The organism is Sphingomonas sp. PR090111-T3T-6A, from assembly GCF_000383095.1.
GTDB lineage: Bacteria > Pseudomonadota > Alphaproteobacteria > Sphingomonadales > Sphingomonadaceae > Solisphingomonas.
Window position 1 is genome coordinate 1 of the sequence record NZ_AORL01000021.1, and the last position, 20,399, is coordinate 20,399.

17 protein-coding genes and 1 pseudogene are annotated in these 20,399 nt (G+C 61.5%); 6 read left to right on the forward strand and 12 right to left on the reverse strand.

Annotated features, from left to right (window positions below; genetic code table 11):
* Positions 1–354: 354 nt before the first annotated feature.
* Positions 355–1,200 carry an oxidoreductase gene (locus tag ST3T6A_RS0110160; RefSeq protein ID WP_019832809.1) on the reverse strand — a complete coding sequence of 282 codons (846 nt, stop codon included), beginning with the start codon at positions 1,198–1,200 and terminating at the stop codon, positions 355–357.
* A gap of 50 nt (positions 1,201–1,250) precedes the next feature.
* Here ST3T6A_RS0110160 and ST3T6A_RS0110165 point away from each other — a divergent pair, with 50 nt between their 5' ends.
* Complete coding sequence (locus ST3T6A_RS0110165; RefSeq protein ID WP_026359594.1) at positions 1,251–1,853, forward strand: TetR/AcrR family transcriptional regulator; 603 nt, start codon at positions 1,251–1,253, stop codon at positions 1,851–1,853.
* 50 nt (positions 1,854–1,903) lie between these two features.
* Here ST3T6A_RS0110165 and ST3T6A_RS0110170 read toward each other — a convergent pair whose 3' ends face one another.
* The 3 genes from ST3T6A_RS0110170 to ST3T6A_RS0110180 all read right to left on the reverse strand — a co-directional run bounded on the left by ST3T6A_RS0110170 (position 1,904) and on the right by ST3T6A_RS0110180 (position 4,520).
* On the reverse strand, positions 1,904–2,497 hold the full coding sequence (locus ST3T6A_RS0110170) for a biliverdin-producing heme oxygenase (RefSeq protein WP_019832811.1): 594 nt from the start codon (positions 2,495–2,497) through the stop codon (positions 1,904–1,906).
* Between the two features lie 114 nt (positions 2,498–2,611).
* A complete protein-coding gene (locus ST3T6A_RS0110175; protein WP_235785769.1) occupies positions 2,612–3,766 on the reverse strand; it encodes an alpha/beta hydrolase in 1,155 nt (384 codons plus the stop codon).
* A gap of 163 nt (positions 3,767–3,929) precedes the next feature.
* Entirely contained in the window at positions 3,930–4,520 is a 591-nt protein-coding gene (locus ST3T6A_RS0110180) for a DUF308 domain-containing protein (RefSeq protein WP_019832813.1), read from the reverse strand.
* Positions 4,521–4,841: 321 nt separating this feature from the next.
* On the opposite strand from ST3T6A_RS0110180, the gene ST3T6A_RS0110185 reads away from it, so the two are divergent.
* The 3 genes and pseudogenes from ST3T6A_RS0110185 to ST3T6A_RS21985 all read left to right on the forward strand — a co-directional run.
* Positions 4,842–5,417, forward strand: coding sequence for a GNAT family N-acetyltransferase (locus ST3T6A_RS0110185; RefSeq protein WP_019832814.1), 576 nt, complete (start codon positions 4,842–4,844; stop codon positions 5,415–5,417).
* A gap of 287 nt (positions 5,418–5,704) precedes the next feature.
* Positions 5,705–5,866 (forward strand): LysR family transcriptional regulator, encoded by a 162-nt coding sequence (locus tag ST3T6A_RS21980; protein WP_235785770.1) that lies wholly within the window; start codon positions 5,705–5,707, stop codon positions 5,864–5,866.
* Between the two features lie 38 nt (positions 5,867–5,904).
* Positions 5,905–6,153: pseudogene (locus ST3T6A_RS21985) on the forward strand (LysR substrate-binding domain-containing protein); the annotation flags it as partial.
* Between the two features lie 142 nt (positions 6,154–6,295).
* Here ST3T6A_RS21985 and ST3T6A_RS0110195 read toward each other — a convergent pair.
* On the reverse strand, positions 6,296–7,870 hold the full coding sequence (locus ST3T6A_RS0110195) for an alpha/beta hydrolase (RefSeq protein WP_443024274.1): 1,575 nt from the start codon (positions 7,868–7,870) through the stop codon (positions 6,296–6,298).
* Between the two features lie 281 nt (positions 7,871–8,151).
* Positions 8,152–8,730, reverse strand: coding sequence for a TetR/AcrR family transcriptional regulator (locus tag ST3T6A_RS21990; protein WP_019832817.1), 579 nt, complete (start codon positions 8,728–8,730; stop codon positions 8,152–8,154).
* Positions 8,731–8,803: 73 nt separating this feature from the next.
* Here ST3T6A_RS21990 and ST3T6A_RS22145 point away from each other — a divergent pair, with 73 nt between their 5' ends.
* Entirely contained in the window at positions 8,804–9,064 is a 261-nt protein-coding gene (locus ST3T6A_RS22145; protein WP_083937449.1) for a GH36 C-terminal domain-containing protein, read from the forward strand.
* A 601-nt stretch (positions 9,065–9,665) separates the two neighbouring features.
* Here ST3T6A_RS22145 and ST3T6A_RS20850 read toward each other — a convergent pair.
* Complete coding sequence (locus ST3T6A_RS20850) at positions 9,666–10,115, reverse strand: energy transducer TonB (protein ID WP_019832819.1); 450 nt, start codon at positions 10,113–10,115, stop codon at positions 9,666–9,668.
* An 82-nt stretch (positions 10,116–10,197) separates the two neighbouring features.
* On the opposite strand from ST3T6A_RS20850, the gene ST3T6A_RS19850 reads away from it, so the two are divergent.
* Entirely contained in the window at positions 10,198–13,536 is a 3,339-nt protein-coding gene (locus ST3T6A_RS19850; protein ID WP_019832820.1) for a DUF3857 domain-containing protein, read from the forward strand.
* Between the two features lie 239 nt (positions 13,537–13,775).
* On the opposite strand, the gene ST3T6A_RS0110220 is transcribed toward ST3T6A_RS19850, so the two are convergent.
* The 5 genes from ST3T6A_RS0110220 to ST3T6A_RS0110235 all read right to left on the reverse strand — a co-directional run bounded on the left by ST3T6A_RS0110220 (position 13,776) and on the right by ST3T6A_RS0110235 (position 20,276).
* Positions 13,776–15,893 (reverse strand): S8 family serine peptidase, encoded by a 2,118-nt coding sequence (locus ST3T6A_RS0110220; RefSeq protein WP_019832821.1) that lies wholly within the window; start codon positions 15,891–15,893, stop codon positions 13,776–13,778.
* Positions 15,881–16,687, reverse strand: coding sequence for a trypsin-like serine protease (locus ST3T6A_RS0110225; RefSeq protein ID WP_019832822.1), 807 nt, complete (start codon positions 16,685–16,687; stop codon positions 15,881–15,883). Before ST3T6A_RS0110225 ends, ST3T6A_RS0110220 begins: the two co-directional genes overlap by 13 nt.
* Positions 16,687–18,150 (reverse strand): hypothetical protein, encoded by a 1,464-nt coding sequence (locus ST3T6A_RS0110230; protein ID WP_157602733.1) that lies wholly within the window; start codon positions 18,148–18,150, stop codon positions 16,687–16,689. The genes ST3T6A_RS0110225 and ST3T6A_RS0110230 overlap by 1 nt, the downstream gene beginning before the upstream one ends.
* A 522-nt stretch (positions 18,151–18,672) precedes the next feature.
* Entirely contained in the window at positions 18,673–19,227 is a 555-nt protein-coding gene (locus tag ST3T6A_RS21490; RefSeq protein ID WP_157602736.1) for a hypothetical protein, read from the reverse strand.
* A 410-nt stretch (positions 19,228–19,637) separates the two neighbouring features.
* Positions 19,638–20,276 (reverse strand): glutathione binding-like protein, encoded by a 639-nt coding sequence (locus ST3T6A_RS0110235; protein WP_019832824.1) that lies wholly within the window; start codon positions 20,274–20,276, stop codon positions 19,638–19,640.
* Positions 20,277–20,399: the final 123 nt, after the last annotated feature.

Below are 20,399 nucleotides of genomic sequence, written 5' to 3' on the forward strand. Positions count from 1 at the left end.
AAATCGAGTTCTACAGCGGTCAAAATCCTGTCCCCGCAACCATCTTGATTTGCCGGAATATCACAAAGCGCCTCAGCTCATCCTGAGGCGCTTTTTAATTGCACCAATGAGGCTCAGGCGATCCCAGCAGTCCTCTCAAAAGCGCAGGACGTCGATTTGACAAAGGGGGTGTTTCCGGGGGGAGCCTCATGACCAGCGAGGAGGGATAGCTGTAGCCGACGCTGCCAATGGATGCTCAATGCTGCGACGGCATCAGCCTCGAGTGGGTTGGGCGACCACCATCCGTTTTCGGTGGCGGTCGCCGAACGGTTGCGTCCCGATGCGGGCTTTATGCACGTCTTCCGGATTCGCGGATCAGGCAGCGAAGCTGGTCGAGCGCGATAACGCCTCCCAGGTGGCGATCTCGGTTTTCATGTCGTCGAGCTTGTGTCCGACCAGCCCCAGTGCATCATCGCCCAGAAAAAGCCGCGCGGGCGGGTTCGGTGCCTCGACGAGCATCAGCAACGCCTGAGCGGCTTTCGCCGGATCGCCCGGCTGATGACCGCTCTTGGCCTGCCGTGCGGCGCGGATCGGGTCCATCACCGTATCATAATCAGCGACACTGCGGGCGGTGCGATCCATCGACCGCCCGGCCCAATCCGTGCGGAACTGGCCCGGTGCGAGCCCGGTCACGTGGATGCCGAAACCCGCCACTTCCTTGCCGAGCGCCTCGGATATGCCTTCGAGGGCGAACTTGCTGCCGCAATAGAAAGCGATGCCCGGCATGGTGATGAAGCCACCCATCGACGTCACGTTGATGATATGGCCGCGACGGCGCTGCCGCATGCCCGGCAACACCGCCTTCACCATCGCGACCGGGCCGAAGACATTGGCGGCGAACTGGCGCTGCAGATCGTCCATCGAGGATTCCTCGACTACGCCTTCATGACCATAGCCGGCGTTGTTCACGAGCACATCGATCGACCCTGCTCGCTCTTCGGCATCACGCACAGCTGCCGGGATGGCATCGTAATCCGTGACATCGAGCTTGAGCGGAAAGGCGCGATCGGGCGCCTGCGCCACGAACGCGGCCGCATCTTCGTCGCGCCGCACGGAGCCGATCACGCGATGCCCGGCCTCCAGCGCGCCCAGGGCAAAGGCCCGCCCGAGCCCCGAGCTGACACCGGTGATGAGAAAGGTTTTCGAGACGGTCGACGCCATGGCATATCTCCGGTCTGGTAGATTAATTATATCATGATATAGATATTGCTATGGCCACCATCAAGAACCGATCGCCAGGAATCCCCGTCCGGGGGGAACCGTTGCGTCAGACCGTCCTTGATGCCGCAGAAACGCTGCTCCGCGAGGGCAAGGCCGATTTCTCGATGCGCGATCTGGCAGCCCAGGCCGGTGTCAGTTTTGCGACGCCGTTCAATCAGTTCGGTAGCAAAGCGGCGATCATGCGCGCGCTGTCGGGACGACGGATCGATACGATGGCCAAGCGCTTCGCCGAAGCGCCGACGTTGCCGGGCGCCGCCGAGCGCGTGCTGCTTGCCACCGCAATCGCCGTCGAGGTGATGCTCGAACAGCCCGACGTGAACCGCACGGTGATGGGGTGGATCGGAGCAGCGGCTCCGTCTTCGGGGCAGGTGCGGGCACATTCGTCGGCCCTTTGGGCGGTGGCGCTGGGAGCTGGCGAGGGTTTGCTCGCGTTCCGACGGGATCAGGCGCTGTCCACCCTTCCGGCGCAGCTCGCCTTCGGATTCCGCGGCGTGCTATCATTTTGGACCGCGGGAGAACTGTCGGACAAGGCTCTCGCCCTGAACGCGCGGGACGTCGCGAGCACCCTGTTGCTGGCCTTCGCTGAACCGTAACTGCGCCGATGCCAGGGCATCCGTGTCTCTGCTGGTCGCGACCGGAGGTTTCAACCAAGATGCACCTCGGCCAACCGGCTGACATAAGCGAACGCCGCGGACGCGCCTGCGACGACACGCTGCTCTTGCGCTTCGTCGAGCTGCACCGCGTCCAGGGCCGATGTGAAGGTTCGCCAATGCGCCGCCGGGCCTTCGGCAGCAGGGGCGAGATGCCGGGCCCCGAACGTGTCGGACAAGCCGAGCTTGGCCGCGTCCTTACGGAGCAGAGCGGCCCCCATGTTCGACCCTTCGGCCACATAGAGCCATCCGAGCGCCTCGGGCACCGACACCGCCTTGTTGACGGCAAAGTTGCGCGCTCCCCCATTGTCCGGTCGGTCGCGACCCAGATCGGCCAAGTCGGCTTCGATCAGCGCCAACCGCTGCCGGCCCGGCAGGCCCGGCAGCAGATTCTGTAACCGGGCGTCGCCGTAGAGAACCGCTATTTCGCGATGGAAAGCCCATTGCATCTGCACGAAGCGCCCATAGCCTTCCAGATCGCGGAAGGAGGCCGCTTCCATCACCGTCCTGTCGAGACGGTCATGCACGACATGGGTTGCTGCCTTGAGTCGTTTCGCGCGGCTCGAATGCGCTTGCGTCATGCTCATATTGCTCCCGCTGCGGCGAGATTGGCGCGCGCACGCGCCATCACGTGGAGGAAACGGCGATATTATCGGCCTCGACCTGAGCCATCGCTGCGCCCGAAGGACGCGTTGAACTCCCTACCGTTCGGCCCATCGGTCGCGGACGAAGCGAGAGACCTCTTCTGCCAGCTCACGGTCTTCGGGCGTGCCACCCATGAAGCCGCCATGCGGCATCGCCTCAAAGACGTGCAGCTCCGTCGGGACCTTGGCCCGGCGCAACTGGCGGTGCATGCGGACCGTGTTGGAAAGAAAGAGATCCCGCGTGCCTGTCTGCAGGAACGTGGCGGGCAGTCCATCGAGATTGCCGAAGAGCGGCGATAGATAAGGATGTTCCAGGTCCGCTCCGCTCGCATACAGGAGATTGCTTTTCATCAGCGAGCCCGGCAGCACGGCGTCCACCATCCGGTTGATCTCGAAGCTGTCACCGGATTCGGTCAGATCGACCTGCGGTGACAACAGAACCAGGCCCGCCGGCAACGGCAGCCCCTCATCCCTCGCCCGCAGAGCCATCGCTACCGCAAGGTTGCCGCCTGCGGACCTGCCGCCCATCACGATGTTCCCGGGCGAATGACGATCCAGCACATGGCGGTAAGCTGTGAGGCAGTCGTCCAGCGCTGCGGGATAGGGATGCTCCGGCGGCATCCGATAGTCGACGCCGTAGCATCGCACGCCATGTTGGTCGGCTTGCATCTGGGCTCCGACGCGGCACGCATCTCCGCCGCCGAACACCAGCGCTCCGCCGTGCAGATCGATATAGGCGCAGTCGGACCGGAACGGCGTATCGGGTGTCGCGATATGGATGGTCGCTCCGTCGACTTCGACCGTTTCGACACTGGAGCGCAGGGTGTCGGCGAGCCTCTTCACCGCCGCTGCATATTGGACATCCGCAGTGATCTTGATGCTCATCCACGCGTCATAAGCTTCCGGCGCCGGCATTTGGTACAAAGCATTGAGCGGCATCCCATCGTTCCGCACGAGACGTTCGAGCGCTGCCCGCGCCTCCGGACTGATCGACTTGGGGAACGGCACAATCCGCTGCTGCAGCATCACGCCGGCTTTGGAGGCGTTCATCGGCTTCGATCTCCGTTCCGGCATCGACGTTATTTCGGCTTCCTGCAGCGTCAGGTCATATCGGCGTGGAGGAGCCGACAGAGTCGTTGCGTTGGAAGCGAGGGCGACTTTGAGCTGGAGCGACCTGCCTTGGCATCGAATTCGCGCACGCTCATCGATCATGCTCCGATCCCGAGGCTGTCCTGCTTGTTTCGTGGCGTGAAGAAGGGGTGCGCTGCCGCCTTGGGGGACGTAGGCGGCAGCGCAGATGGGCGGCGGCAGAGGCTCCGAGCCGGGGGGGATGGGTCGGAAGCGCCGCCCAATGGCGGATGGGGTGGCGGTGGCGTCAGTGCGCCGCGCGCGGTGTCACTTTCCTGGCTTCGCTGACAGTGAGCCAGATGGCGGAGACGAGGAAGTAGAAGGCGCCGAAGGCGGCATAGGGAGCGACGTTGGCGATGCCGACCGGTGCAGGACCATGAGCCATTTTGACCATGAAGATGCCTGCCAGCGCGGATTGCGCGCCGCTCAGGGCCATCGCCCACTGTGCGCCATAGGATTTCCAGCGGCCGACAGCGGTGGCGAGCTGAAAGATGCCGGCGAAACCGGCCCAGACGCCGAAGACGAAGAGCACGCTGTTCATGCTGTCGTCCAGCGCAACGCCGACGGCGATGGCCGTGATGATGCTGACGATGAAGTTGAGCAGCTGCGACTTGTTGTGGGCGATGCCGCCGCTGCGCTGCGCATCAACGAAATTGGCGAGCGCGTCCCAGACAGGATAGGCGATCAGCATCACGGCGGCCAGCGGTGCCGCGTTTTTCGCGACCGTGAAGGCGACAGCGACCCAGATGGCCGAGAACGCGAAGCGTGTGAAATAATAACCCTTGAGCCACTTGGCGGTAGCCTCGGCAAGGCGGTTGTCGATCGTGTTGCTGATCATGGCGCAATTTCCCGATGAGTTATTCGTCCTACTAGAAGGTAGATTTGTGGGCGTCAAGCGATTGTCGAGGGGGTGAGGCTCAAAAAAAGCGCGTGAGCTGGGCGTCCATATAATCGAGCCGATCGGGTGACCGTCGTCTTGCGACTCGGTCGGCCCTCTCCGCGGTCCCAGAACTACGGGGCTTGAACGCCACAAGCTACCTTTTAGAAGGTAGTTTGTGGCGGATCGCACATCCACCGGGAAGGCATATCGCGAGGCAGCCGACCCTTGGCGTTGGAGAGCGCTCGCGCGCATATTGGCTTATTTTGAGGGCGCTGCCCCATGGAAGGCTTTGAAGTGTCGATGGGAACAATCTGGAGGCTGGCCGAACCGGCCGACGTGCCTGTCATCAATGCGCTGGCCGCCCGGTCCATCCGCGCGCTGCATATCGGAAGCTACGAGGATGCGGTGATCGAGGAGGCGGTCCACCATGCCTATGGCGTGGACTGGCAACTCATTCGTGACCGCACTTATTTCATTGCCGAGATCGACGGCGCAGTCGCGGGTGCGGGTGGGTGGAGCTACCGGCAAACCATCGCCGGTGCCCATGGACCGGACGAACCGGCGGCCGCGCTCCTGGATCCCGGCCATGATGCGGCGCGCATACGCGCCTTCTATATCGACCCCGCCTATACGCGCCGAGGCGTGGGCGCACTTCTGCTCTGGCTCAGCGAGGCGGCCGCGCGGGAAGCCGGCTTCAGCAAGGCGGAACTGACATCGACAGTCCCTGCGGTGCCATTCTACGCCGCCTTTGGATATCGCCCGGTGCGGCCGTTCGACATGGCGCTGCCGAACGGATCGGCCCTTCGGCTGGAACTCATGGATAAAAGCCTGATCGCTAACCCACAGGAACCCTGAACTGGGGATCGGTTGAGAACCGTGTCAACCGTTGCACCAACGACTGTCATCGCGACGCCCGTGGCCTCGATTTCGCCAACGAGCACCATTGGCGGGTCGATGTGCAGGCCGGACGAGCAACCTGTGATCAGTCCGATCTTCATACTGCCTCTATCACATCGGTTCGGAGGGAACGGGCGGCCCAAGCCACCGCAATCCCAGTCAGCATGAGGAGAGTTCGGGCGTTTGGATTTGTTCGGTAAGAGGCGAATATGTGTGCTTGCCGTGCAATGTTGTGAGATGCTGCCATGGAGTGGAGCGACGTCAGAATCTTCCTCACGGTTGCGAGATCGGGCACATTGGGGAGCGCTGCCCGCGCGCTGCATCTCAGTCACCCAACGATCGGGCGCCATCTGAGCAGGCCACCGGCCAGACTCTGTTCCAGAGAACGACGGATGGTCTCGTATTGACCGAGAAGGGTTCTGCCGTCCTGTCGCTGGCAGAGCAGATGGAAGAAAGCGCGCTGGCAATCGAGCGGCGGCTCGCCGGCGGGGAGCGGGAGCTCCGGGGCACCTTGAGAATATCATCCGCCGACTGGTTCGGTGCTTATGTCCTGTCACCGATCATAGCCGACTATGCGAAGGCGCACCCGCATGTCGATGTGGAGATCCTGACGGGCACGCGCCTGTTCAACCTCGCCCAGCGCGAGGCTGACATCGCCTTCCGGATCGTTCCATTCGATGCACCTGACATCGTGCAGCGACGGCTGGCACGGCTGGCTTACGGGGCTTATGTCTCGGCGGACGCTCCCGAGCCGGTTCATGGCGACGAGTCCGCCCCCAACCCCGTTCCCAGCGATCGATATGCGAAAGATCGCCAGGACCGCGCGGCTGAGGCATCTATTTGTGTGTCTTCGCCTTTTGAGGGCGTGCTACCGCATACATCGCATTCGTTATGTCCTTCCACAAGGCGCGACGATCCCCTCCTCGTGAATAGAGGTCGGCAACACCGTGGGTGGCGTTCGGCACGAAAGTGAAGTCGGCTCGACCGCCTACCTTACGAAACACGGCTTCGAGTTCATGCGCCGCGCCATCGAGATAATAGGAGTCGGCGGTGCCGACCGTCAGGTGCACCTTGCCATCGAGATCACGCTTCAGCCGCGGCCAATCGGTCTCGATCCGGTGGCCGATATCATAATTGTCGCGCCAGTAATTCGCGACCGTCGGGTCCACCGCGCCGCTCTCGCGATCGAACATGAAGGCGGGCGTGCCATCGGCACGCCGCGGCGAGAATACCCATTCGAAGGACCGGAGCTGCCCACCATCGTGGCCAAGCACCGTCTCGACCTTTGCAGAGGTCTCCACCATCGTCAGTATCTTGTCGTGGTCGCGCTCAAGAGGGCGCGGTGCACCGTTCGCATCGTGGTACATATTGGCGCCGGGTGCGTAGAGATCGACGCCAAGAAAGTTCCGGAAGTCCACCGGATCCGGCGAGGTCGGCCAGCTTCCCCCGAACATCGCCGGATAGCGCACGATCGCCCACAAGGCGAACCAGCCACCCGAACTATGCCCGGTCAGGAAGCGTCCGGACGGCTTCGCGTCCATCCGGTATTTCGCTTCGAGCGCGGGGATGACCTCGGTCACCAGCGCCTGCCCCCACGGGCCGTTATTGAGGCTGTCGGCAAACTCGGTCGTTCCGGTCGGCGAGCTGAAGTCGAGGGCCACCCAGATCATCGGCGGGATGACGCCCGTCTCCATCATATGCCAGGTTTGCGACAGCAGTTGCCCGTCCAGCTTGTGGTTCGTGCCGAACCCGTTAGCCGTATAGACGGTGGGGTAAGTCGTCCGCGACTTCGGATCGTAACCGGGCGGCGTCAGGATCCATGCTGCCACCGATTGGCTGGTGCCACGGAAGCGCGTCAGCGCGCTCGACACGATCCGCTCCTCGTGCAGGTGGGCGCGGGACGCCGCGATCTGCTGGGCCGCCGCCGGCGGGATGCCCGTGGTGTCGAACTGGTCGGTCTCGGGAGGGGCCGCATGATCGAGTGGGATCGAGGGCACGGACGTGAGCGGGAAATGGATGGTCGCGACCTTTGAAACAAGGTCTCCCGGACCTCGTCCGCCATAGTTATAATCGCCATTGCGATCGAGCACGGCCTGCACGCGGTAATCCCCCGGTGCCAATGTCGCGAAGCCCTTTGGAAACGCGGTATCCTGCGTATCGATCGTGACCGCCCGTCCAGACCCGAACCCTGCGACGTCCCGTCCCGCCACCGATACCCCGTTCCTGTCGGTGGCATCGGTATCCACTTCGTCCGCATTGGCATTTCCGGGGGTCGCCGGTTCGGCGAAGAGCAGCAGGCGCCCTCCGGCATCGCCCGCGAGATCGGGCGGCAGCGAAACGGTCACCCGTGTTTCGGGCGCTGCCGCGCCGACGAGACCCAAGGTAAATATGGGGACGAAGAATAGGCGCATGGTCATGGCTAGTCCGTTTCGAGGGGTTCTTGGCCGGTGCTCGCCTGCGCCTTCCGTAACCAAACGAGAGAGTGCAGCATTACGGGCGAACGGAGACAGGAAGTGAAGTGGAGCGCAAACAACCGGGCGACCACCGCACCGACCGCTCGCAAATATTGTAAGGTCTGATGGAGCAAAGATCGATCGGCGCAGAAAACCGCCGGCCAATCGGTTCCTGGCCACCGCCGTTCGGGAATGAAGAGACGAATTCGAGCAGCGCGATGGGCGATCGGGGGGAAGGTTTAGCGAGTATCCGTTCGCATCCGGGTCAGGAAGGCATCGATGATGAAAGTGAACTTACTGGAATCGCCATATGCGCGGGCCATCACCATTGCGCCATAAACCGCCGTCTGAAAGAATTGCGATGAGGTTTTTGGTTCAAGCTCGAGCTGGATCGTACCCTGCTCGATCCCCAGCGTCATAATGCGCTCGAGCCATTTGCCGAGATCATCGAAATGCCCCTGCACCGCAACGCCCACCGCCGGCGGGAGGCCCGGCAGTTCCACAGCTAGAACGCCGGCGAGGCAGAACGAGGCGGACTGGTCATCGATGCAGCGCTTCCAATGATCGACGTAAGCGAGCAATTGCCCAATGGCATCGGGGGTTCCGTTTTCCAGCGTCTCGATTTGTGCCCGGAAAAACGCACGCTGCTGTTCCACAACGGCGACCACCAGATCCACCTTGGAGGGGAAATGATGATGGATGCTCGGCTTCCGGATTCCCAGCCGCTCGGCGAGATCAGCATAGCTGAACCCGTTATATCCGACGTTGGCGATCAGCTGACGGGCTTCGATGATCAGCTTGTTGGCGGTCTCGTTCACTAGCCTTCCTAACTACCTTCTAGTAGGTGCTGATAAGCTCAATCGATGGATGTTTCAAGGCGCGTGGGTGTGAATGCCGATCGTCCCACGAGCGCCTCGGCCTGGTCGACGGAGGGGCAGTGAACCGCCCCTGGTTTGCCAGAAGCTCCGGCTACCGGCGATCCAGTTGCGAGGCCTGGATCCGATGAAGCGCTACCGCGTGCGTTCGATCTATGCCGCACCATTGACCACGGACAGAGTGCAGAGCGGGGCCTATTGGATGGCATATGGGGTCGACCTAGCAATGAAAGGCGACTTTCAGGTGCAGGGGCGTATATTCGAAGTTGTCGACTGATCTGCTGACAGCTTTTTATCTCGGTGGCGGCTGCCGTTTCGCAAGCACGGCTGCGCGCGGAACGGTTCCCGTTAGAATATGGCGACAACGGGTCACTCCGGCCGTCGAAAGACAAGATTCCGTCTTCGATGTCGGAAGTCTGTCGGGCCGGTAACGTGAAGAGTTTCGGGCGCCTGCTGGCGCCCGAAACTCTTCACGCAAGCTGTATGGCAGTTGCTGGCGCCCGCGTCTGCGGTGCTGAACGGCTGGAAGGGGGGCTCTGGGGCCGGACCGCTTCTGGCACGCGACTCGAGGATAGCCGCCGGGCCGCATTGGTGAAACCAGCCCGACGGTTGCCGCGCCAATGCGGTCACTCAGATACGCGTGCCGTGGAGCCAAAAGCGGCCGCTCATTAACCGAGCTATATGAGACCGAGCGACATTAGCGGATTGTGGGGCGATGAGATTCAAGCGAGGATGGTCTTCTCTTGGGACTCTCGAAGGTCGGAATTGGGCCTCTGGTGTCTTGATTGTTAGTGAACATCTCTACGAATATTAGATAATCATCAGGGAAGTGGTTGTGATTCAGTCAGGTCTGCAGATAGTATATTTAATACTAGGCCCTATTGATTGCAGCCAAACGGCGTCTCCACCTGGATGGTTTCTCTGTCGTTCGCAAGGCAAGTCAGAAAGCGTCTGGTCGCCAATTGGCCGGCGCCATCGGGTATCTGCCAGACGACTTTACTCGAATAGGCCGAGGCGATGGCGTGACCTCTGGCATCCGTCGCCGGCGTGAAACGCGCCCTGACACGCAGAAGCGCGCAGGTCGCATCATCCAGGGCGCTGGTCCCGCTCGAGAGCGTGATCGTGCACCCTGCGACATTACCGTCACTGCCAATGTCGAGACGAAAGCCGGTCGTGCCTGCGACATAGGTTTGAAGCGCGGAGGTCGGATAGTCCGACGACGTGATCCAGTCGCCCGGATTGTTAACCGGCCGGGGCCCCGAGCCAGCTTGCGCCGCCGAGGCCAGCAGAGCCCCTCCGATCATCCCAACGAGAATTTTGTTCCCCATCGCCCAGCATCGCTCTTCGCCGACATCGCATTGAAGTCTGGATGAATACGGCTAACCTGAGAAGGGGAATTTCGGGGGATCGATGAAGACCGGGTTTCTTCTGTTCGCAGCGGTGAGCCTGTTGGCGATGCGTGCGGAGGCGGCTGACAAGCTGGTCATGGCGCCGCCGCCATCTTGGGTGAAGCCCGTTCCCTTGCCGCCGGCGCCCGTAAAGCCAGGGACTGCGGCGGCCACGGTGCTGCTGCAGGATCAGCAAGTCGATCTGCAGCCCAGCCGTCAATCGCGTTATTCGGAGACGGTCCTGTTGCTGCAAAATGCCCAAGGCCTTGCAGCGGGCAACGTCGCGCTGTCGTGGAACCCCGATACGGACGTCGTGACCGTCCACAAGTTGCAGATCCGGCGCGGCGACAAGGTGATCGACGTGCTGGCGAGTGGCCAGAGCTTCACGGTGGTCCGGCGTGAATCCAATCTCGAAAATGCGATGCTGGATGGCGTCCTGACCGCGACCATTCAGCCGGAGGGGCTTCAGATCGGCGACATCGTCGATTTCGCGGCGACGGTCAGCCGCAGCGATCCGGCGTTGAACGGACATATCGAGGAAGTCGGCGGCGGATGGAATGGGGCGCCCGTAACGGTTGCGCACATGCGGATCCAGTGGCCGTCGTCGGTGCATCTCAGGCTGCGTGTCGCACCCGGCCTGCCGCCGTTGAAGCCCGTCCGCGCGGGCGGCCTGTCGAGCGTCGAGCTGTCGCTGGCCGATTTACAGCCGCTGCAGGCTCCGAAGGACGCGCCCCCACGCTTTTCGATCAATCGGATCTGGGAGATGAGCGACTTCGCGTCATGGGCCGATCTCGCGCAGTTCATGGCGCCGCTCTACGCAAAGGCTGCGGTGCTGCCGCCGCAAGGGACGGTGCAGGCCGAGATCGCGCGCATCGCCGCGTCTTCGAATGATCCGAAGGTGCGGGCGGAGGCCGCGCTGGCACTGGTTCAGAATCGGGTCCGCTACGTCTTTCTCGGTATGAACGACGGCGGCCTGATGCCGGCCGACGCGGAGACGACATGGTCGCGCCGGTTCGGCGACTGCAAAGGCAAGACGGCGCTGTTGCTGGCCGTCTTGCACGGCCTGGGAATCGAGGCGGATCCGGTCATCACGTCTATCGGCGCGGGCGATGGCCTGAATGGGCGTCTCCCCCTGATCGCGCTGTTCAATCATGTGCTGGTCCGCGCGACCATCGCCGGCAAGGTCTATTGGCTGGATGGAACGCGTACCGGCGACGCCGGGCTGGATTTAATCCGCACGCCCGCCTTCAGCTGGGGATTGCCGCTCGTTTCCGGCGCATCGCTGATTGCTCTTATGCCGCCCGCTCCGGACGAGCCGCTGACAACGACCAGCATCCGCATCGATGCTTCGGCCGGCCTGACGCTTCCCGCTCCGTTCCATGTCGAGGCGACATGGCATGGCGATGCGGCGGTAGCGGCGAACCTCTCCTTCTCCAACATGACGCCCGAGGTCCGCGACAGCGGGCTGCGCACCTATTGGCGCGGCCAATATGATTTCGTCGACATAGCGTCCGTCAGCGCTTCGTTCGATCCCGTCAGGCGGGAGGAGCGGCTTGTCATGGACGGTAGCGCGCACATGGACTGGACGAGCGGCTGGTATGAGACTGACGGCCTGGATGTAGGCTACAAGGCTGATTTCACGCGCGATCCGGGTTCGGGTCAGGATGCACCGTTCGCGGTCGGCTATCCTTCTTTCAGCCGCAACGAAGAAGTCATCATCCTGCCGAAAAATAGGAATTTCACCCTCGATCATGGAGAGGATGTCGATGCTACCGTAGCGGGCGTTGCATATCACCGCCACGTTACGATCGAAGGGAACCGCTTTACTGGGGTGGAAACCGAGAAAGCTCTCGAACGGGAATTTCCGGCCGCGGAGGCCGCCAGCCACCAAAAGATCCTGCGCGCATTGGCGCAAAAAACTGTCTATATCAAAAAGCCGGACGATTATGGTGCCATGCCTGGCGAGATCGATGCGGCCATGCTCGATAAGCCGACTGATGCTTCGTCCTATATCAAGCGCGCGGACACGATGCTGGATACCGGCCGGTTCGATGAGGCCGTTGCGGACTTCACGAGTGCACTGACGCTCGATCCCAAAAACGCGCACGCGCTTGCGGGGCGGGGCGTCGCACATGCGTGGAAGGGCGAGACCGCACCCGCCACGGCGGATCTCGATGCCGCCGCCGCGATCGACCCGAAGAACGTCGCCGTTTTCCATGGTCGCGCTATTCTGGCCGAGCACGCCAGGCAGTGGCCTGCCGCCCTCGATGCCTTGAGCAAGGCGATCGCTCTCTGGCCGCAGGATGGTTTTGCGCTCCGGCACCGCGCCAGTCTGTCCCGCTATTTCGACAATGCGGACCAGGCCTTGGCCGATGCCGGCGAAGTGATCCGGCAGAACCCGCAGGCCCTCGATCTCTATCTCCTGCGTGCCAGCCTGTATCGCCAGCAGGGCCATCGCGACCTTGCCGCAAACGAGGCTTCGATGTTGAGCAAGGCGCTTCCGACAAGTGACTATGCGCAGGTGACGGCCGGGATGATCTATGCCCGGTCGGGTCAGCAGGTCGAGGCGATGAAAGCCTTTGATCGTGCCATCGCGATCGCGCCCAGTGCCTATGCCTATATCAACCGCGAGCGCGCGCGTCCGTGGCGGGATTTCGCCGCGCGTGCGGCAGATATCGACGCGGCCTTGAAACTGCAGAGCATGGCCGCCGCCGGGACGCAGAATAGCAGCGCCAACACGAAGGGGGCTCCGCAGGACACCAACAGCGCCGTGGAAGCACGGTGGCGCGATGATCCCGGGGCGGCCATGTCTCTGCTCGCGAAGGCCGAGCTGCAGGACGATCGGCAGGATTATATCGGAGCGATCGCAACATTAACGACTCTGCTGGCCGCATCGCCCGGAAGTCCCGATGCGTTGCTGCGTCGCGGGATCGATTACGCCCGCCTCGGCCAGGTGACAGCCGCTGATACGGATATGCGTGCGTCACATGCGAAGGCGACGAATGGCTTTGCGGAGGCCAAGATGTGCTTCGAAAAGGCTGCGGCGGGTGTGTTGCTCGATAGCGCGCTCGTCGATTGCGAGGCTGCCTTGAAGGACGATCCGGCCGATCCGAGCTATCTCTCGGATCGAGCCCTTGTCCTGCTACGCCGTGGCGATCCGAGCGCGGTGGCAGCCTATGACGCGGTGCTTGCTCGCAGACCCGATATGGCGTCGGCCCTGTACGGCCGGACGCTTGCCGAAACGCATCGTGGCGATATGGCCAAAGCAGCGGCGGATCGAGCGGCAGCGTTGAAACTCGATCCCGATGTCGGCGATGAATATCAACGGATCGGTTTCGACATCCTATCGAAACCGGACTAGCGGGGTCGGATGCGTAGAGCGCGTACTTGACCAAACGGCCGTCGATCGAGAAACCTGCCCTTCGCTAAGTGCCCATCCCGGTCATTCCTGAGCCTTTACGCTGTTTCCCATTCCTGTCGGCCCGCTTCAGCGTAGGCTGATTGTTCAACCTGATAGGGAACGGCGAAAACGGGGACATTCCTGCCAAGCAGCTTTTGGATCGCATGGGGCGAAAGCTGTCATTGAGGTGGCCTCCCGATTCAATCGACGCTAGGGTCGAGTTCGCGCGGCACGAGGTCCAGCACGTCGCTCAGCGCTAGCGTTAACGGCCTTCCGTCGGTTGAATTGATGAACGTCAGGCTGCCCGCGGTGTTCGCATCGGACTTGAGACATTGACGCTGGGTGAAGGCGAGCGGAACCTTATCGTTAGTTGAACGCAGCCAGACGTGCACTTGTTGCCGGCCGTCCGGGGGCCCGGCGACCGATGAAGCCGTGAACTTACCGAGGTCGTCGATCCGATAACCGGTGCCGCAGATCGATAATACGGTGCCACGGTTCTGGATCTGGCCACGCAAGGTTCGTGTCGTCCCGTGGTCGTTGATGGCGATGTAGTCGCGCCAGACCGAAAGTGCCTTGGCGATGTTGAGCCGCCCCGACGAATAGACGTCTTCGGACAACGTCGGATCGAAATCGGCCGAGAAGATCAGGCGCTTTTTAATGTCGGGAGGAGAAAGACCTTCACTCTGGAGGAGTGCGGCGACCATCGTGACGAGTGGAGCGGCGAACGACGTGCCGTCGCGCTTGATCGGCTTTAGGTTCGGCGCGGGATAAGCGTCGTCGGACGTGTAGGTGCCGATGGTGCACCCCGGCGCCAATATGTCGACCTTGTTGTATCCGCGGCGGCTGAAGGGCGTGATTGCGCCAGTGATGTCGTGCGCACCGACGGTCACGACGACGCTCCTTGGAGCGTTGCTGGGATCCCCACCGAAACTGCCTGGCCATGTGGCACTGGTGCTCGTGAAAGGACTTCCATCATTCCCGGCGGCGGTGACGAACAACACAGTCTCGTCGGTTTCGCTAAGCGCCGTCTGAAACTGGTCCACATCGTCTACGGCCTCAAGACTCGCATTGATGATGAAGATGCGATTGTTCGTCGCTTGACGGAACGCCCGGCTTATCGCCGCCTCGCTTAGAAACGGGATGTTGTCCCGATCCGTCGCCGCCACACTCGCGAAAGACAATCGTATGGGTAACGCCGTCTTTTCTATGGGCGTGAGCTGACTGCCGCCCAGAATCATTGCAGCGACTTCTGCGCCATGCTGCCTGTTGGGCAGATCTGAGGGCGGATCCGCGAAGTTCGAGGAGGTTGCGAGGTTCACTCCGACGTAACGGTTGGCGCCTGATCGCAGGTCGAATCCCCGCATCTGCGCGATAGCAGTGGGCGGAAGCGCGTTGGCCCATCCGGCCACGTTTGCGATGCCTGTATCGAGCACCAGCACCCGGGCCGGCTCTACTGTCGCATTGGTAGGTCGGGCCTGCAGATTCTCCGCGAGCGCCGCGCGCAGAACCTCTGGCGAGAAAGGCCACCCATTCCCGGTCGGCGAGCAGGATCCCAGCGGAAGCGATACGTCCGAGATTAGGGACGCGATCTTGGCACCCGTGGCGGTCACCTTCGCGCTGTTCCCGGTCGGAACTGTAGCGGCTTGGATCTTGCTGGTTGCTTCCTCGACCGTGATCCCCTTCGCGAGCGCGATCGTCGCAGAGCCGGGTGCCGCCGGCACGACAATTTCGGAACCTGGCTTGATGTCGCGATAACTCGCAAAGGGATTGGCCTGGACGAACGTCTGGGCATTCTGCGTCGCGCGGAAGCCCCGGTCCGTGCGGGGGGTGAAGCCGGACGCGAGGAATTCACGCGCGCGATCAAGCAGGCTCGCCGCGGCAATCAGGGTTTCGCTCTTCTCCAACCCGTGAAGATCGATCGGAAATCCGTTCCGGGCGAAGATGGAGCCGACCGTCTCACCTTGCTTGAGAACGTGCGCCGCCGGAATCTGTGTCCGAATGCAAGCAGGAAGCGTCAGGATGGTGCCCGGAGGCACGATATCGGACGTCAGCTTCTTCAATGCCGGATTTTGCGCGGTCAGGATTGCCAAGTATGTGGGATCGACCCCACCGCACCGAGATGAGATCAGATCCTTCAGGTTGGTGGCGGCGGTCAGCGTGACGGTCGATGGATGGCCGACCTCCGCTACTACGCGAACGACTGCGGAGGGAGGATTGTCCGCGAATTTGATGTCGATGGCAGCGGGATTGGCGAATGCCGATCCGCTCACGGCGGTCATGCCGAGAAAAAGGCGAGCCCGCCCCTTCAGCCATGACATGTGGACATTTCCTTGCCCCGCACGCAGATCGGACTGGTCCAAGCCGCGAAGAATGGGTCGAGGGCCGGTGACGCCAAAGCCGTGATCACCGAGTTCTCGGTCCTATCGCCGGCGGCGTTTACCCCGACCATAGTGCGGCTTTCACCCAGGCCTCGGAGATAAGCACCCCCACCGCTGTCGCCGGAGCAGACCGCGACACCGCCCTTGCCGGGATCGCCGACGGTGTGAATCTGCCCTTGAGAGTCCATCGCCACCGAGATCCTGGCGGGCCCCTCGGCCAGGATGCCGCTCTTGCCGCCACCGCCGCTCCGCCGACAGCCGATACCCTGCAGTAGAAGGGTGCCGCCAGTGGGCGGGATCGAAGGATCCCGATTGATCGTCTCGTACCACGCGTGTCGCGGCAACGGGATCGAGTCATCGGTCAAGCAGAGTGCGACGTCGTTATGCTCGCCGTCGAACTTGTCGGACAGTGTGCAGGTTGCCCAAGTGTGACTGGTATCCGGGAAGTCAATGCGGCCGTGCGCACGGGGCCGGACGCAATGAGCGGCGATCAGGATCGTGCGGGGTCCAATCGCATTGGCCGAGCAATCTTGACCGTTGCCCCTGTAGCGAAGCGCGGCAGCGAAGCTCAGCAGATTCGAGGCCGTGCCACCCACGATAGTTACGCCGGCCGCGCTGGGCGGCCGGCTCATCGTGAAGGCTGGTGGCTCCATGTCAGCACTGGAGAGCATAACTTCGCCGAAAAATAGCAGGCTGACCAAGGCCACCCTGTGTCGGATCAGCCTGCTAGCCATTACTGATTGACCGTAGGTGCCGTGGTCGAGCTCGTTGGCTGATTAGCCGCATCCTTGGCGGCCTTGAGATCGGCAGCGGCCTTGTAGTTCGCGGTCTCGGCTTCAATCCGCTTCGTCTGGGCTTCGATCTCCCCCTGCTTGCTCTTGAAGGCGTCTGTTATTGAGCCAACGACCGCGTTCACCACTTGGAGCGGGAGAGATACGACCGCCAATCCCGTACTCGGATAGTCGACGTCCGCCTTCGTAAGCCTGCCGTTGGCGAAGCTATAGGAAGTCGCGCGCTTGATGAAAGTCGTTCGATCGATGGGAAGATTGTAGGCGTAGCGACTGTCGAGTACGGGAAACGTCGATCTCGCGAGCGGAACATCCGCGTGGTTTGGGTCTATGGCGACGATGGTGCAGACGCGCTCCATGGAGGTTACCACGCCACTGACTCCTCCTTCATCGGCATACATCGCGTTAGTCGTCGCCGAATTGGGTACGGCGCTGCAGTCACCACTGAGTTGCACCTTGATGTCCGCGCGAATGGTCACTTTCTTGCTCTCGAGATCGCTAAGTTCGAAGGTCTTCGAGACCGGAAGGCTGATATCGATGGCCGGCAGCGGCTCGGCGATCGCAGGATATTCATCCTGTAACTCCACGAGCAGATTGTGGGTGATTCCCTGCTTTCTCATCTTCGCGATCGTAACATCCAGATCCGTTGCGGACGCCGCACCGACCCTTCCGACCGCACCGACGGGTGGCCCCGGCACGAAGAACATTGCTACAGTCTTCGCGATCGCCTCGATCACCTCCGCTGCCTGACTGTCGGCGGTGATTGATACCGTCTTGATCATCCCGCCGTCGAATTCCGTCGTGACATGATCGTTTGAGAACGCGTTGACGGAGCCGTAGAGGCGGAAGGTCGACATATGGTCGGCTTCCGTCGCCTCCTGAATCTGCACCTTAAGCTTCAGGGGGCATTGAGTGTCGATCAATGATGCGTTCGAACGGCCGCGATCAGCAGTCTCGATGTATGTCTTGAACGCGGCAGCGAAACTTTCGATGTCCTTCAACGCTGCAGCCTGATCGGATTTGGCTAAGCCGTTTGTGATCCAGGCATTCAGCTTGGCGTCAAAACCGTTTTTCGTCTGGACGTACTGCAGCGTCGTCAGGACATCAGCGGCATAAGAGGCGCGCAAGGCGGTGCACCAGTCGGGCTTCGACTTCGGCAGCTTTGCAGTGTCGTCGTTTGCCGGCTTGGCCGCGGCAGCCGCCTCGGCCCCGGCTGCTTGGTTGGTGACCGTCACCGTGTTTGAAATGGATGTGGGAGTGGTGCCGGAAGCTGCTCCGCCACCGGAGCCCGAACCACTGTCCGCATCGCTCACGACAACGTTGAGAACGCTCCGCGGAAGACTGTATTCTCCATAGAGCGGCTTGTGCTGCGCTGCTGGGAAATGACCTGCGGCGTAACTCTTCGCCATCGGCTCCGAGCATGCCGACAAGCCAGGTAGCGTGGCTAGGCACAGGAATCCCATGGCCCGTTTCATGTATCGATCCCCCTCTTCGGCCTTTCCCCGAGCCGTCCAAAAGGAACGCGACACCACTAAACTCTAGATCCGAATCGATGCTTGCACAGGAACTCCACTTGAGCAATCAGAATTGAACCCGCGATGGTGTATTCAACCTAAAGGGAGTTCTTTGCTGTAAATAGCTTTTCATTTTTCCGCGCTCTACAACGCCTTAGAATCTAATGCGCCACGCTGCCGGCTTTTGATGCTACCCAAGCATCTTCCTAATTTTCGACACACAGCAGACACGGAAAGCTCGAGGAGGTGTGCGCCACCGTCGGGATCACCTTCACAAGCACCACATCGCAATGAATACTTGTCATTCCGCTTGCGAGGAATTTGTTTGGGCCTTTGAACGCCCGGGTTTGGCTCGCGAGCGGTCCGACAGCTCGGCGCCCTCATGATTGCCGTTCGACGCAGCGCGAGGGCTACCCGTTAGCGGTCATAAGCGATCTGCCCCGTTGGCAGGCGATATGGTACGCTGAGGCTAGGGTCGGGCTCGTGCATCCACTGAATAAGAAAGTCCCATGCCGCTTTGTTACTGGGGTGCGCCAACCAGCCAAGTGCGTCCCGGTTCGTCCGATATGTTGCTGTTAGATGGCCGAGGGTTTGCGGAATGAGATTGAGCCGATCCTTGATTAGCCCAACCCAAAGATCGCTGGGAACCGGCAACCCGTGAACAACGCTGAAATCACGAAAAACGTCTTCATTCGCAGTATAATACCCGACAAAGCCTGAGCGAAAGATGCCGCTTTGCTGTCCCGGTTTGTGCTCGTTCAGCCAATCTCTAAGCGCAGGTATTTCTATCCCAATAACGCCAAACAGCTTGAACCCCCATGGTCGGCGCTGCGCGTGAGGAGCGAAATAAGCAATGACTTCACTGGAGCGCGGCGCCCAGACCTTGGCCGTACCCTTCCATAGTCGCAGCTCCTCAAACCCTTCCGCACAAAACGCTTTTCTAAGTTCGGCGCGGAATGCTCGGATGTCCATCGGATGAAATCCTACGCTCTGCCGTGCAGCGGATCGGCATTACCATGTTAGTCTAAATGGCCGAAAGTCATTGCGGCAGGACAAGAGCGGCCAGAAAGCTCCCCACAAAGTCCGGACACTCCACGCGAACCGGTGACCCGGAGGGCCCGGGGGAAGCGGTCGGTCGGCTTTCAGGATCGCCGTTAGACCGGCGGAATGTCTGCGATTGGTCGCAAGCAGTCGGTTGGCCGTCCGCTCAATCAACAACATCCAGATTGGTGCGAGCTGTCGGACGGCTTAGCGCCTAATTCCGGACGCTTGGGATGCGAGCACCGATCCCGAAAGCCGCTGTTCGTTCATGCAGACCGATATTCGGTCTAAGCGTTCATGCGACCGGGGAGAACAGCCCTTTGCCTCCCCGGTCACGGGGATCAGGCGGCCAGTTGCGCCTTGTGCTGGTTCACGACGTCGGCCTCGTCCTTGAGGGCTTTCACGACGGACGGGCGGGCATCCATGCGCGCCTTCCAGGCCATCAGGTTCCCGAGATGCTCGATCTCGGTGCCACTGCGCTTGTGCCACATCGTCGCCCAGACATAGGCATCGGCGACCGTGAAGGCGTCACCGGCGACGAACTCCTGGGTAGCCAGGCGGTCATCAAGGACCTTGTAGGCGCTCACGAGCTTGTTGCGGGTCCAGAGTTGGCCTTCCTCGGTCATGAGCTTGCGCATCAGGGGAATGTGCTTCTGCGCGATCTCGGTCGCGATGAAGGTGAGCAACTGGTCGAACTTGGCGCGCTCGAGCGTGCCCGCCTTGGGGGTCAGGCCGGTCTCGGGGTGCTGGTCGGCGAGATAGGAGGCGACGATGATCGTCTCGGTGAGGATGTCCTTCCCATCGGCGTCGAGCGTCAGGGCGGGAACGTAGAGAAGCGGATTGATCGCGGCGAAATCCTCGCCGTTCGACGTCGACTTTCCGAAGACATCGAAGTGGACGAGTTCGGGCTGAAGGCCGAGCTCATTGGCGATGATCTGGACAGCCTGCGAGCAGGTCTGGTCGGCAATGAAGAGTTTCATGGCAATCGTCCTTGAACGAGGGTGGTCGACAGGGACGAAATTATTTCGGGAATTAATCGCGATAAACTGCCGTAATCGATACGATCTGTATCAATAACAGAGACAATGAAATTGCTGCCTGAA